Annotated in this window: 15 protein-coding genes; 4 read left to right on the forward strand and 11 right to left on the reverse strand. The window is 62.9% G+C overall.

All coding sequences use genetic code 11. The features are described 5' to 3' along the window. Positions 1–76 precede the first annotated feature (76 nt). The 4 genes from ACB031_RS21090 to ACB031_RS21105 all read right to left on the reverse strand — a co-directional run bounded on the left by ACB031_RS21090 (position 77) and on the right by ACB031_RS21105 (position 3,468). Positions 77–1,357, reverse strand: coding sequence for a sigma 54-interacting transcriptional regulator (locus tag ACB031_RS21090; protein WP_371140188.1), 1,281 nt, complete (start codon positions 1,355–1,357; stop codon positions 77–79). After that, positions 1,354–1,869: a hypothetical protein gene (locus ACB031_RS21095; RefSeq protein ID WP_017764803.1), complete on the reverse strand. Its 516-nt coding sequence runs from the start codon at positions 1,867–1,869 to the stop codon at positions 1,354–1,356. Before ACB031_RS21095 ends, ACB031_RS21090 begins: the two co-directional genes overlap by 4 nt. Positions 1,870–1,877: 8 nt before the next feature. Beyond that, positions 1,878–3,278 carry a sensor histidine kinase gene (locus ACB031_RS21100; protein WP_371140189.1) on the reverse strand — a complete coding sequence of 467 codons (1,401 nt, stop codon included), beginning with the start codon at positions 3,276–3,278 and terminating at the stop codon, positions 1,878–1,880. 97 nt (positions 3,279–3,375) lie between these two features. Then, complete coding sequence (locus tag ACB031_RS21105) at positions 3,376–3,468, reverse strand: YnhF family membrane protein (RefSeq protein WP_005306410.1); 93 nt, start codon at positions 3,466–3,468, stop codon at positions 3,376–3,378. 129 nt (positions 3,469–3,597) lie between these two features. On the opposite strand from ACB031_RS21105, the gene ACB031_RS21110 reads away from it, so the two are divergent. Then, positions 3,598–4,101, forward strand: coding sequence for a 2-amino-4-hydroxy-6-hydroxymethyldihydropteridine diphosphokinase (locus ACB031_RS21110; RefSeq protein WP_017787108.1), 504 nt, complete (start codon positions 3,598–3,600; stop codon positions 4,099–4,101). A gap of 3 nt (positions 4,102–4,104) precedes the next feature. Here ACB031_RS21110 and ACB031_RS21115 read toward each other — a convergent pair whose 3' ends face one another. Beyond that, positions 4,105–4,809, reverse strand: coding sequence for an SDR family oxidoreductase (locus tag ACB031_RS21115; protein WP_371140190.1), 705 nt, complete (start codon positions 4,807–4,809; stop codon positions 4,105–4,107). A gap of 116 nt (positions 4,810–4,925) precedes the next feature. Here ACB031_RS21115 and ACB031_RS21120 point away from each other — a divergent pair, with 116 nt between their 5' ends. Next, complete coding sequence (locus ACB031_RS21120) at positions 4,926–5,330, forward strand: CBS domain-containing protein (protein WP_139431046.1); 405 nt, start codon at positions 4,926–4,928, stop codon at positions 5,328–5,330. Here the strand turns inward: ACB031_RS21120 and ACB031_RS21125 are convergent. Beyond that, positions 5,327–5,863, reverse strand: coding sequence for a DUF2301 domain-containing membrane protein (locus tag ACB031_RS21125; RefSeq protein WP_139724371.1), 537 nt, complete (start codon positions 5,861–5,863; stop codon positions 5,327–5,329). The genes ACB031_RS21120 and ACB031_RS21125 overlap by 4 nt on opposite strands. Before the next feature lie 86 nt (positions 5,864–5,949). Here ACB031_RS21125 and ACB031_RS21130 point away from each other — a divergent pair, with 86 nt between their 5' ends. Then, positions 5,950–6,714, forward strand: coding sequence for an ABC transporter substrate-binding protein (locus ACB031_RS21130; RefSeq protein WP_054543667.1), 765 nt, complete (start codon positions 5,950–5,952; stop codon positions 6,712–6,714). Positions 6,715–6,816: 102 nt separating this feature from the next. Here the strand turns inward: ACB031_RS21130 and asnC are convergent, their stop codons facing one another. Further along, positions 6,817–7,278 carry a transcriptional regulator AsnC gene (gene asnC, locus ACB031_RS21135; RefSeq protein ID WP_005306422.1) on the reverse strand — a complete coding sequence of 154 codons (462 nt, stop codon included), beginning with the start codon at positions 7,276–7,278 and terminating at the stop codon, positions 6,817–6,819. A gap of 153 nt (positions 7,279–7,431) precedes the next feature. Here asnC and asnA point away from each other — a divergent pair, with 153 nt between their 5' ends. Then, on the forward strand, positions 7,432–8,424 hold the full coding sequence (asnA, locus tag ACB031_RS21140; protein WP_139431048.1) for an aspartate--ammonia ligase: 993 nt from the start codon (positions 7,432–7,434) through the stop codon (positions 8,422–8,424). Between the two features lie 222 nt (positions 8,425–8,646). Here asnA and ACB031_RS21145 read toward each other — a convergent pair whose 3' ends face one another. From ACB031_RS21145 to rluD, 4 genes are all read right to left on the reverse strand, one after another. Then, positions 8,647–9,471: an MBL fold metallo-hydrolase gene (locus ACB031_RS21145; RefSeq protein ID WP_371140191.1), complete on the reverse strand. Its 825-nt coding sequence runs from the start codon at positions 9,469–9,471 to the stop codon at positions 8,647–8,649. A 58-nt stretch (positions 9,472–9,529) separates the two neighbouring features. Beyond that, complete coding sequence (clpB, locus tag ACB031_RS21150) at positions 9,530–12,103, reverse strand: ATP-dependent chaperone ClpB (protein ID WP_010635822.1); 2,574 nt, start codon at positions 12,101–12,103, stop codon at positions 9,530–9,532. A gap of 173 nt (positions 12,104–12,276) precedes the next feature. Continuing rightward, complete coding sequence (pgeF, locus tag ACB031_RS21155; RefSeq protein WP_371140192.1) at positions 12,277–13,014, reverse strand: peptidoglycan editing factor PgeF; 738 nt, start codon at positions 13,012–13,014, stop codon at positions 12,277–12,279. 122 nt (positions 13,015–13,136) lie between these two features. Continuing rightward, a complete protein-coding gene (gene rluD / locus ACB031_RS21160) occupies positions 13,137–14,117 on the reverse strand; it encodes a 23S rRNA pseudouridine(1911/1915/1917) synthase RluD (RefSeq protein ID WP_010635820.1) in 981 nt (326 codons plus the stop codon). Positions 14,118–14,228: the final 111 nt, after the last annotated feature.

Below are 14,228 nucleotides of genomic sequence, written 5' to 3' on the forward strand. Positions count from 1 at the left end.
TGCCCCCCCTATCTTTTACGTTTTTTTTATCACCTTCGGGGGGGCCCCTCCACCCCCCCCCCCGCCCCTCTGTCATTTATCCCTTCGACTTGAAGTTCGCCGCTTCTATACCGTGCCGGTTCAACAGCTTGTAGAAGTCGGTGCGGTTTCTGCCCGCCATGCTGGCCGCCAGGGTGACATTGCCCTCGGTGGTGCGCAGCAGCCGGATCAGATACTCCTTCTCGAACTCGGCCCGCGCCTCGTTGAACGAGGGGATGCCACCACTGCCGCCACTCAGGGCAGACTCCACCATGGCGGCGCCGATCACCGGGCTGCAGCAGAGGCTGGCCAGCTGCTCCACCACGCTGTAGAGCTGGCGTACGTTGCCGGGCCAGGCCGCCGCCGCCAGCAGCGCCAGCGCCTCCGGCGAGAAGCCGAGGGCGGCGCACTCGCCGTGACGGCTGCGATACTCGTCCAGCGCCTGCCTGGCCAGCAAGGGAATATCCTCGCTGCGGGCACTGAGGGGTGGCATTGTGATGTTGGCCACGTTGAGCCGATAGAAGAGATCCTCCCGAAAGCGCCCCTCCTCCATCGCAGCCACCAGATCCTGATGGCTGGAGCTGATGACCCGCACCTCAGGCGTGCCCTGGCCGTACTCCTGCAATACCTGCAGCAGCTTGGCCTGAAGCGACTCAGACAGACCCCCTATCTCGTCGAGAAACAGGGTAGCCCCCTTGGCCTGCTCAAACAGGCCGGACTGGCCATCCTCGCCGAACAGCTGCAGATCCAGCGCCGCCCAGGGCAGCGCGGCACAGTTGATCACATACAGCGGCTGATCACGCCGACTGCTGGCCTGGTGCAGCGCCTGAGTCATCACCCCCTTGCCGGAACCGGAAGGGCCCATGATCAGCACCGGCACCTCCATGGTGGCGATGCTGCTGGCCTGGATCAGCAACTGCTCCATCTGCGGGTTGCGGGTCAGGATCAGCGACTGCCACTCCTGGCGCTGCTTTGGGCGCGTCAGGCTCAGCGCATGCTCTATGGTGGCGAACAGCTCGTCCTTGTCGATGGGCTTGGTCAGAAAACTGAATACCCCGGAGCGGGTCGCCTGAATGGCGTCCGGGATGGTGCCGTGGGCGGTCATGATGATGACCGGCAGCCCCAGCCACTGGGACTGGATCCGCTCGAACAGCGCCAGCCCGTCCATGCCGGCCATGCGCAAGTCGCTCAGCACCAGATCGGCCCGTTGCTGGCGCAGCCGGTCCAGCGCCCCTTCGGCGCTGTCGGCGGTATCCACCTCATAACCCTGGCTGCGCAGACGCATGCTCATCAGCTTGAGCAGGCTGGCATCATCATCAACCAGCAGGATGCGACTCATTTCAGCGCCTCGCCGTTGCCGTTCAGCTTGCGCTGATTGAGCTGTTCATCGATGGCTGAGAGCTGTTCGATCTGGCGGCGCAGACGCTGCACCTCCTGACTCTGATCGTCACGCCGGCTGTCACGGGCCAGCAGCTCCTCGCCGAGGGCAATCCAGCTGCGCAGGAAGGCCTGGGCATCCAGGCCGAGCTCGGGCAGCAGGCTCTTGAGCTTGTCCAGACCGGCTCGCCGACTGGCCACCGATTCGGATGGGTGGGTGTTGACCATGGCCAGGCTGACCCGGCTCTCGAGGTCAGTTGCCCCCTTGAGGCGCTGGCGCTCCTGGGCCCGTTGCTGGGCATGGCTGGCCAGCAGCCAGTCCGAGTATTGCAGGCGCACCTGCATCTCCTTGTTGGCAAACTCCATCCGCTTGGCGAGGGCGAGATCCGGCGACGCCGCTGGGTCACGCGCTGGCAGCAGGGAACAGCCTGTGAGCAGGCTCATCATCAATACCGGAACAACACATTGTTTCATCTTGGGCTTCACTTCAACGTCAACCGGAAACAGACATCCGCCTGTTCATCTTCAACCAATACCAACTCGCCGCCAAGGCTCATCGCCGATTCCCGGGCGATGGAGAGCCCCATTCCGGAGCCTTTCAGCAAGCCCTGGCGCACAATACTGCCCTGCTCGAAGGGTTCGAAGATCCGCTCCCGTTCGGCCACGGGAATGGCGGGCCCCTCGTTGGCCACCTCCAGCCAGCTGCAGTTGTCATCCTGCCCGGCGCGGATCCAGATCTGCCCTCCCTTGGCGCCGTAGCTGACCGCATTGGAGAACAGATTATCGAGGATCAGCCGCAAGCGATATGGCTCAGCTTTCAGCGTGATCGGATCGGTCGGCAAGTGTACACTGATTTGTTTGGATTCCAGCGCCAGCCGGTATTCTGCAGATAATTCTGACAGCAGGGGCGCCAGCGCCACCGGCGTCAAAGTGAACACCTCCTGCTGGCTGAGCCGGTTGAAATCGAGCAGCCGCTCAATAAGGGTCTGCAGACGCCGGCTGTTCTCCTCCAGCATCTGGCAGATCTCCTGCTGATCCTGGGTGAGCGGCCCTACAAGCTGCTCGGAGAGCAGATCCGCCCCCTCCCGCAGCACCGCCAGCGGGGTCTTCAGCTCGTGGGAAACGTGGCGCAGGAACTGGTATTTCTGCTGCTCCAGCTCCTTCAGTTTGTCGTGCAGCCAGCCGATCCGCTCCCCCAGCAGCACCAGTTCGGCCGGCCCGTCCACCGGCCGCTTGTCCGGCTCCACACCGGCCCCCAGACTCAAGATCCGCGACTCAATCTGACGCACGGGGTGGATGATCAGGTAGGTAAACAGCAAGACCAGCAGCAGGCTGAGCACCGCCACGAAGCCGCTGACCCACCAGATCTCGGTCATCAGGGCGGCGATGGTGGCCCGCACCTTGCTGACGTGATCGTCTACCTGACTGCGAGTGATGATCTCGAGCTGCTGGTTGGCCTCGTTGAACTCGTCAAACTTGGGGCTGTTGGATTCGGCCTTGGCACGTGCGAGATCCTGCAGGCTGTCGAGCCAGACGAGGGCCTGCTCGATGCCGCCATAGGCCTCGGCGTCAGGAATGGAACTCTGGTGGGCGGCCAGCTGGTCGCGGTAGCTCGCCAGCTGCTGCTGGTAACTGGTCAGGATGCGCTCATCCCCGAGCACCGCATAACGGCGCAGGGTGCGCTCAAGATCGATGGCCTGGGTGGTCAGCAGAGTGGCCCGGCGGGTATCGCGCACCGCCCGCTCCAGCTCATCGCTGGTCAACTGGCTGAGGTGGTCGAGGGCCTGGCTGTCATGCCAGATCATGCCGCCCAGCGGCATCAACACCAGGACGAACCCCATCAATACCACTTGCAGCAGGGAGCGTGGGCGTACCTTGGTCATCTTGTGCGGTCTCACTTCATCTGGGGTGGGTCAGCATATCCGCACTCCCCCAAAAAGCAAAACCGGCCAGAAGGCCGGTTCATGCTCTCTTCCGGGGTCACGCCAGACCCACGGATACCACACAGATAATCAGGATCATGGCCAACGCACCCGAGGCGGTCAGCAGTGCCCATTTCAGTTCCACACTCATGCAAATCTCCTTTCTTGCCAAGATGATAGAGCCTGATCACAACAGACGAACAGATGTTAATGCATAGTTAAGCCGATAACCGTGAGCTGTGTAAGAATTTCAGATGAGCCCTATCAAAGGACTGATGACATGTTCTATCTGTGTAGCATAGGGTCGAATCTTGACCCCCACCAGCATGTCGGCCAGGCGGTTGCCGAGCTGCTTGCCCACTTTGGCCGCCTGCGGCTCAGTTCAGTGATCCAGACCAAGCCGGTCGGCATGCATTCAAGCCATGACTTTCTCAATTGCCTGTTCGTCGCCGAGAGCGAGCTGGCCCAGCCCCGACTCAAGGCACACTTCGTCGCCATGGAGCTGGCCCACGGCCGGGATCGCAGCGATCCGCACTGCAAGGTGCGGGACCGTCCGCTGGACATCGACATCCTGGCCAGCAGCGAGGACGACGACTTCTCCGCCGCCCAAGTTGACGCCTATCTCGACGAGCTGTTGGCAGAACTCTACGGCAAAGGAGAGGTGCACGACCCCAAGGTGACCCTGCCGCTGCACACCCGGCTGATGGCGGGCAAGGTGATCGAGGAGGGGCAGGTCGGCCTGGCCCCCGTCGCCCTGCAGCGCGACATGGCCATCCCCTGTTGATGGCTAGATGACGGCCAGACTGCGGCCACCATCCACCCGGATGCTGGCCCCGGTCATGTAGTCGTTCTGCATCAGCAACTGCACCGCCTGCCAGATGGGCGCCAGCCCCCCTTCCCGCGCCAGCGGCGTCTTCGCCAGCACCTGTTCACGCCACGCATCCCCATGCTCGTCGAGAAACAGAATGGGGCCAGGCTCTATGGTGTTGACCCGGATGGCCGGCGCCAGCTCGCGGGCAAAGCTCATGGCGAGCGAATGGGCCCCCACCTTGGTGGCCACATAGCTGGCAAACTGGGGCGCCGGAGCGTGGATATAGATGTCGGTGATGTGGATGATGCTGGCGTTGGGATGGCGTGCCAGCTGAGGGGCCAGCCCCCGGTTGAGCTGGAAGGGGGCCGCCATGTGCACCCGGTAGAATTGATCAAACTGGGCCAGCTGGGCCGCCGGCTCGCTCGCCTGCGGTTCAAAGGCCGAGGCGTTGTGGATCACCAGCGCCAGATCCGGCTGGGAGGCCAGCACCTCGATGAGCCGGCCCACCTCTTGCTCCCGGTTGAAGTCGGCCTGCACCAGCGTCACCCCTAGCGCCCGCAACCGTGCCAGCTCCGGTCGCTCGCTGCGATAGCTGCCGGTTACCTGCCAGCCTGCCGCCACCAGCTGTTCACACAGATAGAAACCGAGCCGACGGCCACATCCTGTCACCAATGCACGCATAATCCCTCCTCTCTTATCCGCAGGAATGCCTATCGATCCCCACGGCACAAGCCATTGGCCGTTGCCGCCATCCGGCGGGCATAGTGGCCCCATCATCACCTTACGGAGCCACTTCCATGTTGCAGATCCGCGATCACATGAGCCGTCTGACCCACTCCCTCACCCCGCAGCTCGGCCTGGCCGAGGCGCTGGACCGACTGCATGACGCCGGCCTGAGCGGCCTGCCGGTGCTGGACCCGCAGCAGCGGCTGATCGGGTTTCTCTCCGAGCAGGATTGCATCCCGAGCCTGCTCACCGGCAGCTATCACTGCGATACCCGCACCCGGGTGGAAGACCTGATGAACCGAACCCCGCTCTCGGTCAGCCCGGACGACAGCATACTGGAGCTGGCCCGCCAGATGACCGAGGCCAAACCCAAGGTCTATCCGGTGCTGGAGGGCAATAGGGTAATAGGCATCATCAGCCGCCGGCAGGTGATGCAGGCCCTCAACGCACAGATGAAGGCCTGCCTGCCCACCTAAATCTGGTAACGCCCCTTGTCGCCGATATCGAAGTGCAGGGGCATCCGCCATTTTGCCAGCGCGAGCAGAGTGAGCAGCGCGCCACACACCAGCGCCACCAGGGCGGCGGCCCAGCCGATGCCGGTCAGCTCCAGCAGCCACAACAGGGGTAGCAGCAGGGGCACCGCCCTGATCCCCGGAATGGCGAAGCAGAACTGCTCCTTGAAGGCCAGCCCCGCCAGCATGGCTAGGGCCGCCCCCAGCACCAGCACATCCGGCGCCCCGCTCGCACTGAGCAACAGGGCGCCCCAGCCCAGCCCCTGCAGCAAGAAGCGAATGCGCTTGTCATAGACATGCAGGCACAGGCCGCATACCCCGCTGGCCACGGCCAGCGCCGTCAGCCACTGTGCCGGCGTCAAAAAATCCTGCCCGATCAGCAAGCTTGCCCCTCGACACAGCAGCAGCAAGGCTGCCAGACTCAAGCCCAGGCGATAGAGGCAGACCGACAGCCTGTCGATGCCGTCCAGCTCGCTTTCAATTTCAGGGTTTGCCATATACAGTCGCCTCTACGAATCAGGGGCAACCCAATATACTGGTATCAGGTGCCAAATAATCTTCAAATGGGTTCAGGAGAGGTAGTTTGCGTGTAATCCACCTGCTTTGGCTACTGTTCCCGCTCAGCCCCTTTGCCAGGGAGCTGATCGTCTGTGGCACGATGGAACCCCCGCTCAAATACCTCGATGCCGCTCAGCAGCCCAGAGGGCTCGATGTCGACATCGTCACCGCCATCTTCGGCAGACTCAAGATCCCCATCAAGATCGAGCTGGCCGATTCCGGTGCCCGTCTCACCCGCAACGCAGAGACCGGTGTTTGCGATGTGGTGATGACCCACTCCTACAAGGCGGAGCGGGAACGCTACCTCATCTACCCCCAGCAGGCCCATATCCGCCACAGCTGGCACTTTTTCGTGCGCAAGGCCGATCTGCTGAAGATCCGCTACGAGACGCTGGCCGACCTCAAACCCTGGCGCATCGGAGTGACCAAGGATTTCTCCTATACCCCCGAGCTGGCCGCCGCCCTCACCGATCCCTCCTATCACTTCCAGGAGATCACCATGAACCAGCTGCAGCTGCGCAAGCTGCTGGCCGGACGGATCGATACGGTCCCCATGCCGCTGGTCACCGCCTTCGCCCAGATCAGGGAGGAGGGACTGGAGGGCAAGCTCGACTACCTGCCCAAACCGCTCAAGAGCAGTCCCTACTTCAACACCTGGGCCCGCGCCCGCGCCGACCAGAATACCCCGGCCCAGATGGCGGCCTACGACGCCGAGCTGCTGCGCATGAAACGCGATGGCCGGCTCAAGGCCCTCTACGAAAAGTACGGCATCCCCTATATCGAACCCTGATCGGCCGGTCAGGGCTTCATATCCCGCAGGATTGGACTCTGCAACCAAAGCAAGGTCTCACATGGAAGAAGGATCTCTACGCTCCCCCTCATACCGCCAGACTCAAGGCTTCACATCCCGCAGGATCGGGTTCTGCAGCGAGATCAGCGTCTCGGTGGACTGTATCTCGTCGATGGTCTGGATCTTGTGGATCAGCACGGTCTGCAACTCGTCGATGGAGCGGGTCATCACCTTCATGAAAATGCTGTAGTGGCCCGTGGTGTAGTAAGCCTCCACCACCTCGTCCAGCGCCTGCAGCTTGGCCAGCGCCGACGGGTAATCCTTGGCGCTCTTCAGGTTGATGCCGATGAAGCAGCAGACGTCGTAGCCCAGTTTCTTGGGGTTCACCTGCACCCGCGTACCCTCGATGATGCCCGCCTGCTTCATCTTCTCCACCCGCACATGGATGGTGCCCGGGCTGACCAGCAGTTGTTTGGCCAGCTCGGCGTAAGGCAGCCGTGCATTCTCCATCAGGGCGGTGAGGATGGCCTGATCGAGATTATCGATCCGATAATTTTCCGGCACTTTTTTGCACTCCCTTTGATGATTCATCATTAATCACCAGTGTATTTTGAAGAAAAAAATACACAAAGCCTATTTCTATTATCGAATATTGAATTTAGTTGGCGATCTGTTGAAGAATCCTCACATCCAACGGGTTCAAGACAGGTATTCAGCATGAAACAGCACTACATTCGCAGCCAGCAACAGATCAGCTTCGTCAAAGAGATGTTCTCCCGCCAACTCGCCCAGCAACTGGGTCTGATGGAGGTACAAGCCCCCATCCTGAGCCGGGTCGGTGATGGCACTCAAGACAACCTCTCTGGCCACGAGAATGCGGTGCAGGTCAAGGTGAAGACTCTGCCGCAGCACAGCTACGAAGTGGTGCACTCACTGGCCAAATGGAAGCGCCAGACCCTGGGCCGCTTCGGCTTCGGTCCGGGCGAAGGCATCTACACCCACATGAAGGCACTGCGTCCGGACGAGGATCGCCTCACCCCCATCCACTCCGTCTACGTGGATCAGTGGGACTGGGAGAAGGTAATGCCGAGCGAGCGCCGCGATCTGGCCTACCTGCAGGAGACGGTGCGTGGCATCTGGGCCGCCATCAAGGCCACCGAGCGCGCGGTTTGTGCCGAACATGAGCTGACCCCCTTCCTGCCGGCCGAAATCCAGTTCGTGCACAGCGAAGAGCTGCTGACCCGCTACCCGGAACTCGATGCCAAGGGGCGCGAGCGCGCCATCGCCAAGGAGCTGGGTGCCGTGTTCCTGATCGGTATCGGCGGCGCCCTCTCCCACGGTGAGCGCCACGACGTGCGCGCCCCGGACTACGACGACTGGAGCAGCCACAGCGAGCTGGGTCTGGCAGGTCTGAACGGTGACATCCTGGTGTGGAACCCGGTGCTGCAGGACAGCTTCGAGATCTCCTCCATGGGGATCCGCGTCGACGCCGAGGCGCTGCGCCGCCAGCTCGCCATCACCGGTGACGAAGATCGCCTGCAGTACGACTGGCACCAGGATCTGCTGGCAGCGCGGATGCCGCAAACCATCGGCGGCGGCATCGGCCAATCCCGTCTGGCCATGCTGCTGCTGCAAAAAGAGCACATAGGTCAGGTCCAGGTCGGCGTCTGGCCGGCCGAGATGAAGGCCGCCGTGCAAGGCATGCTGTAACGCATGCTGTAACGAATGAAGGCCAGGCCGGCGCGATCGCCGCCGGCATGGCGACAGGCAAGTGGCCATCGGGGTTGAGCGAGCGCAACCCCGGCAGGCTGTAAGAGGCAAGACCGGCAGCGGCCTTGCTTCGCCATCGGGGCTTGCCCCTGCGACCCGCTCAACCCACGTCAGGTCGCTTCACTACATTCCTCCCGGCAATCTTCGGATTGCCGTTTTTTTTTACGCCGAAAACCGGTATTCGAAACCGGCTCCGATCTGGCACTGGCGCGGCAGATCCGCTTTCCTGCTGCCGGTGCAGTGGCAGGCAAACAGTTTCTCCACCGCCTCCTCCTGCAGATAGGCGCCAAGCGCCGCCGCCCGCTGCGGACCGGAAAACTTCAGGTGCAGGCCGCCGATGACGGCGTGGATCCGCTCATCGCCACACACCTCCCTGGCCCGTTCGATGATGTTCTCGGTCCCGGCGTGACCACAGCCGATAAAGACGATGAGCCCCTGTTCGCTCTTGTAGGCCAGCGCGGAATCGTCGCTGATAAGGTCTTTTTCCACCCGTCCGTCCCGCATGATGTAGCCAAGCAGCGAGGGGGCGGCCCGCTCGCGCCACGCTATGCTGCCGAGGAACACCAGACGATCCGAGAGCCACACCGGCTCGGCCGAGCAGTGGGAGAGCAAGCCTCTGGCCGCCAGCGACTCCCGTTCCAGCACTCCCGACAGGCGATAGAGGTTGCGCCGCCAGAAGGGAAGCGGCAGGAAGTAGCCCCGCTCGCAGAACACGTCCGGGCAGGCGATGAGAGGAATGGGCGTCGGATAGACGGGCAGCGAGCCTACCCCGCCCACATGGTCGTAATGACCGTGAGAGAGCACCACATGGGTGAGCGAGGCGAGATCGATCCCCATCACGGCGGCGTTGTGGCGCAGCGCCCGGCCACGGCCGCTGTCGAACAGCACCCTGAGGCCGTCGCACTCCAGCAGCAGCGACAGCCCCTTCTCGGGCAGACAGCCAGGCAGATGGACATCGTCATCCACCAGTACGGAAAAGGTGAGCATGCAATTACCCCTCAAAAAAAACGCAGGCTCGGGGCCTGCGTTTTTATCTGCGATCCAGTTATTGGGTCATGGTGAGGCCGTTGCTGTCGGCCCCCAGCAGCAGTTTCTTGCCCGGAACGATGCGGCCGGAAAGCAGCGCCTGCGCCAGCGGGTTCTCCACCTTGTGCTGGATCGCCCGCTTGAGAGGACGCGCCCCGTAGACGGGGTCGAACCCGGCATGCACCAGCTTGTTCAGCAGTGCTTCGCTCACCTCCACCTCGTAGCCCTGGGCCTCCAACCGGCTCATCAGGCTCTTGAGCTGGATGCGGGCGATGGACTTGATGTGCTCCTCGCCAAGCGGGTGGAACACCACTGTCTCGTCGATCCGGTTGATGAACTCCGGCCGGAAACTGCGTGCCAGCACCTCCATCAACATGGCTTTCATCTCGTCGTAATCCTTCTCGGAGTGGTGCTCCTGAATCAGATCCGACCCCAGGTTGGAGGTCATGATGACCACGGTGTTACGGAAGTCCACGGTACGACCCTGACCATCGGTCAGCCGGCCGTCATCCAGCACCTGCAGCAGGATGTTGAACACATCGGGGTGGGCCTTCTCCACCTCGTCCAGCAGGATCACCGAGTAGGGGCGACGGCGCACCGCCTCGGTCAGATAACCGCCTTCTTCATACCCCACGTAGCCGGGAGGCGCCCCCACCAGACGGGCCACGCTGTGTTTCTCCATGAACTCGGACATGTCGATCCGCACCATGGCGTCCTGGGTATCGAACAGGAACTCGGCCAGCGCCTTGCACAACTCGGTCTTGCCCACCCCAGTGGGCCCCAAGAACAGGAAGGAGCCGATGGGGCGGTTCGGGTCTGATAGACCTGCGCGGGAGCGACGAATGGCGTTGGAGACCGCTTCGACCGCCTCCTCCTGGCCGATCACCCGACTGTGCAGCTGATCTTCCATCCGCAGCAGCTTCTCGCGCTCCCCTTCCAGCATGCGGGCCACCGGAATACCGGTCCAGCGTGCCAGCACGTCTGCGATCTCCACGTCGGTGACCCGGTTGCGCAGCAGGCTGGTCTCCTGCATCTCGGCCTGGGTGGCGAGATCCAGCTGTTTCTCCAGTTCCGGAATGCGGCCGTACTGCAGCTCGGACATGCGGCCCAAGTCCCCTGCGCGGCGCGCCACGTCGAGATCCTGACGGGCCTGTTCCAGCGCCGCCTTGATGTGCTGGGTGCCAGCGAGGGCGGCCTTCTCTGCCTTCCACACCTCTTCCAGCTCATTGTATTCCCGATCTTTTTCACCGATCTCCTGGTTGATCAGCTCGAGCCGTTTGCGGCTGGCGTCGTCATCCTCCTTCATCAGCGCCTGCTGCTCCAGCTTCAGCTGGATGATGCGCCGCTCGAGCCGGTCGAGGGACTCGGGCTTGGAGTCGATCTGCAGCCGGATGCTGGCCGCCGCCTCGTCGATGAGGTCGATGGCCTTGTCCGGCAGCTGACGATCTGCGATGTAGCGGTGCGACAGCTGGGCCGCCGCCACGATGGCGGGGTCGGTGATCTGCACGTGGTGGTGCAGCTCGTAGCGCTCCTTCAGGCCGCGCAGGATGGCGATGGTATCCTCCACGCTCGGCTCTTCCACCAGCACCTTCTGGAAGCGGCGCTCCAGCGCGGCATCCTTCTCGATGAACTGGCGATATTCATCGAGCGTGGTGGCCCCGACACAGTGCAGTTCGCCCCGCGCCAGCGCAGGTTTGAGCATGTTGCCCGCGTCCATGGCCCCCTCGCCCTTGCCGGCGCCGACCATGGTGTGCAGCTCGTCGATGAAGAGGATGACGTTGCCCTCCTCCTTGGCTAGGTCGTTCAGCACCGCCTTGAGCCGTTCCTCGAACTCGCCGCGATACTTGGCACCGGCCACCAGGGCCCCCATGTCCAAGGAGAGCACCCGCTTGTTCTTGAGCCCCTCCGGCACCTCGCCGTTGATGATGCGCTGGGCCAGCCCCTCGACGATGGCGGTCTTGCCGACGCCGGGGGCACCGATCAGCACAGGGTTGTTCTTGGTGCGGCGTTGCAGCACCTGGATGGTGCGGCGAATTTCGTCATCCCGGCCGATCACCGGGTCGAGCTTGCCGATCTCGGCCCGCTCGGTCAGATCGATGGTGTACTTCTCCAGCGCCTGGCGATTCTCCTCGGCGTTGGCATCCTCCACCTTCTTGCCGCCACGCACCTTGTCGATGGCCGCTTCGAGTTTCTCCTTGGTCAGCCCCTGGGCACGCAGCAGTTCGCCCAGCGTCCCCTTCTCGTCGAGGGCCGCCAGCACGAACAGTTCGGAGGAGATGAACTGATCCTTGCGCTGCTGGGCCAGCTTGTCGCAGACGTTGAGCAGCCGGCCGAGGCCGTTGGAGAGCTGCACGTCCCCCTCCACGCCGCTGACACGCGGCAGGCGGTCGAGCTCTTCGCCCAGACGCGAACGCAGGGCATTGATGTCCAGCCCGGTCAGGGTCAGCAACGGGCGAATGGAGCCGCCATCCTGGTTGACCAGGGCGGTCATCAGGTGAACGGGTTCAATGAATTGGTGGTCACGACCCAGCGCAAGAGACTGGGCATCGGAAATAGCAATCTGGAATTTGCTGGTCAGGCGATCGAGGCGCATTGCACTCCCCCTTCAAACAGGCAGACGCCGCTTGCGCGGCAAACAACATAACTTTCTGAGATGAAAGATGAGGCCCGTACGGACTATTTCAAGGGGTGGGGCTGGTTATTTTTTCTGCAGATGCAGGCGTGAGGGGATCACGGCCCCTTGGCAAACAAGGGGCCGCTCAGTGTTTATTCGGCCAGCCAGATGATGGAGGCCATGCGGCCGGTCTGGCCGTCGCGACGATAAGAGTAAAACTGCTCGCTGTCGCTGAAGGTGCAGTGCTCGCCACCATATACGGCGGTGACGCCGGCGCGGGCGAGGCGCAGGCGGGCCAGCTGGTAGATATCCGCCAGCCACTTGCCCTCGTTGGGCGAAGGGACGAAGGCAGCCGCCGCCTCGGCCTGCTCGGCCATAAATGCCTCGCGCACCTCACCACCCACCTCGAAGGCCTGCGGGCCGATGGCCGGGCCAAGCCAGGCCAGGATCTCGTCCGGCTCGCAGCCCATGGCGGCGATGCTCGCCTCCAGCACGCCCCCCTGCAGCCCGCGCCAGCCGGCGTGAGCGGCGGCCACCACGGTGCCGGCCCGATCGCAGAACAGCACAGGCAGGCAGTCGGCAGTCATCACGATGCAGGCCTGCCCCGCGTCTCGGGCGCAGGCGGCATCCGCATCCGGCGCGCAGCCATAGTCGCTGCTGACGGGATGCACCGCGGTGCCGTGCACCTGATTGAGCCAGTTGAGAGTGCCGGGGATGGAGGACGCCTGCTGCAGTCGGGCCCGGTTGGCCTCGACCCTGGCCGGTTCGTCCCCCACGTGGGCCCCCAGGTTGAGGCCGGCAAAGACCCCCTCGCTGACGCCGCCGTCACGGGTGGTCGACAGGGCTCTGACCCTGGCCGGGGCCGGCCAGTCGGGTTCGATCCATTTCATCTGTGGCTCCTTTCGTTCATATGAAAACGGGGCCCCTTGGCTGCAACCAGTCAAGGGGCCCCGTTTCGAGTCATGCAGGGCGGGTTACGGCAGGAATCGTCGCAAGCGCGCCCTCTTTATTATCAGTTCCAGACCAGATCGTCCGGATTGGCCAGGGTATCGGCCCGCAGCACTTCCATCAGATCCAGCATGTCCTGCGGCGTCGGCGAGTGCCACTGCATCACCTCACCGGTGATGGGGTGAGCCAGCTGCAGCATGGTGGCGTGCAGCGCCTGGCGATGGAAGTTGCGCAGGGCTTCGGTCAGCTCGGGGATGGCGTTGCGCAGCGGACGCAGACGACCGCCGTAGGCCGGATCACCCACCAGCGGGTGCTTGATGTGGGCCATGTGCACACGGATCTGGTGGGTACGACCGGTTTCCAGCCGCAACCGCAGCCGGGTGTGACCGCGGAACTTCTCGTGCACCCGGTAGTGGGTCACGGAAGGACGGCCATTGGGCACCACGGCCATGTGGGTGCGCTGGGTCGGGTGACGGCCGATGGGAGCATCGACGGTGCCGCCGGCGGTCATGTGACCGATGGCGATCGCTTCGTACTCACGGGTGATCTGGCGCGCCTGCAGCGCTTCCACCAGATGGGTCTGGGCCGGCACTGTCTTGGCGACCACCATCAGACCCGTGGTGTCTTTATCCAGACGGTGCACGATACCGGCGCGGGGCACTTCGGCGATGTCCGGGTAGCGGTGCAGCAGGGCGTTGAGGATGGTGCCATCGGGCGTACCGGCGCCCGGGTGAACCACCAGACCGGCCGGCTTGTCGATCACCAGAATGTGTTCATCTTCGTAAACGATGTTGAGCTCGATATCCTGCGCATCGAAGCGGGTGTCATCTTCCAGCTCGACATCCACATGTACCTTCTGCCCGGCCAGCACCTTCTCGCGCGGGGTATTGGCAACCTGACCATCCAGGGTCACTCTGTCCTGTAAAATCCACTCCTTGATGCGGGTGCGGGAGTAGTCTGGAAACAATTCGGCCAGGGCCTGGTCGAGTCGCTGCCCGAATTGGTGATCCTGGAATTCGCCTGTCAGTTCAATATGCTGGCTCATGTATGGTCTCTTGAGCGGGGGGTATCAATTCGAAATAATCCGGGTATTCTAGCTTTTCTTTTAGCCAAGCATAACGGATACTTTGCCAATTTCGTGGAAATGGACCGGATG

It is taken from the genome of Aeromonas sp. S8(2024), from assembly GCF_041403085.1.
Taxonomy (GTDB): domain Bacteria; phylum Pseudomonadota; class Gammaproteobacteria; order Enterobacterales; family Aeromonadaceae; genus Aeromonas; species Aeromonas dhakensis.

Bases quoted from the DNA above. Each gene is read 5' to 3' on its own strand.
- ACB031_RS21095 (WP_017764803.1), bottom strand. From the start codon at position 1,869: ATGAAACAATGTGTTGTTCCGGTATTGATGATGAGCCTGCTCACAGGC.
- ACB031_RS21105 (WP_005306410.1), bottom strand. From the start codon at position 3,468: ATGAGTGTGGAACTGAAATGGGCACTGCTGACCGCCTCGGGTGCGTTG.
- rluD (WP_010635820.1), bottom strand. From the start codon at position 14,117: ATGAGCCAGCATATTGAACTGACAGGCGAATTCCAGGATCACCAATTC.
- ACB031_RS21120 (WP_139431046.1), top strand. From the start codon at position 4,926: ATGTTGCAGATCCGCGATCACATGAGCCGTCTGACCCACTCCCTCACC.
- ACB031_RS21145 (WP_371140191.1), bottom strand. From the start codon at position 9,471: ATGCTCACCTTTTCCGTACTGGTGGATGACGATGTCCATCTGCCTGGC.
- ACB031_RS21110 (WP_017787108.1), top strand. From the start codon at position 3,598: ATGTTCTATCTGTGTAGCATAGGGTCGAATCTTGACCCCCACCAGCAT.
- ACB031_RS21090 (WP_371140188.1), bottom strand. From the start codon at position 1,357: ATGAGTCGCATCCTGCTGGTTGATGATGATGCCAGCCTGCTCAAGCTG.
- ACB031_RS21100 (WP_371140189.1), bottom strand. From the start codon at position 3,278: ATGACCAAGGTACGCCCACGCTCCCTGCTGCAAGTGGTATTGATGGGG.
- pgeF (WP_371140192.1), bottom strand. From the start codon at position 13,014: ATGAAATGGATCGAACCCGACTGGCCGGCCCCGGCCAGGGTCAGAGCC.
- ACB031_RS21125 (WP_139724371.1), bottom strand. From the start codon at position 5,863: ATGGCAAACCCTGAAATTGAAAGCGAGCTGGACGGCATCGACAGGCTG.
- asnA (WP_139431048.1), top strand. From the start codon at position 7,432: ATGAAACAGCACTACATTCGCAGCCAGCAACAGATCAGCTTCGTCAAA.
- clpB (WP_010635822.1), bottom strand. From the start codon at position 12,103: ATGCGCCTCGATCGCCTGACCAGCAAATTCCAGATTGCTATTTCCGAT.
- ACB031_RS21115 (WP_371140190.1), bottom strand. From the start codon at position 4,809: ATGCGTGCATTGGTGACAGGATGTGGCCGTCGGCTCGGTTTCTATCTG.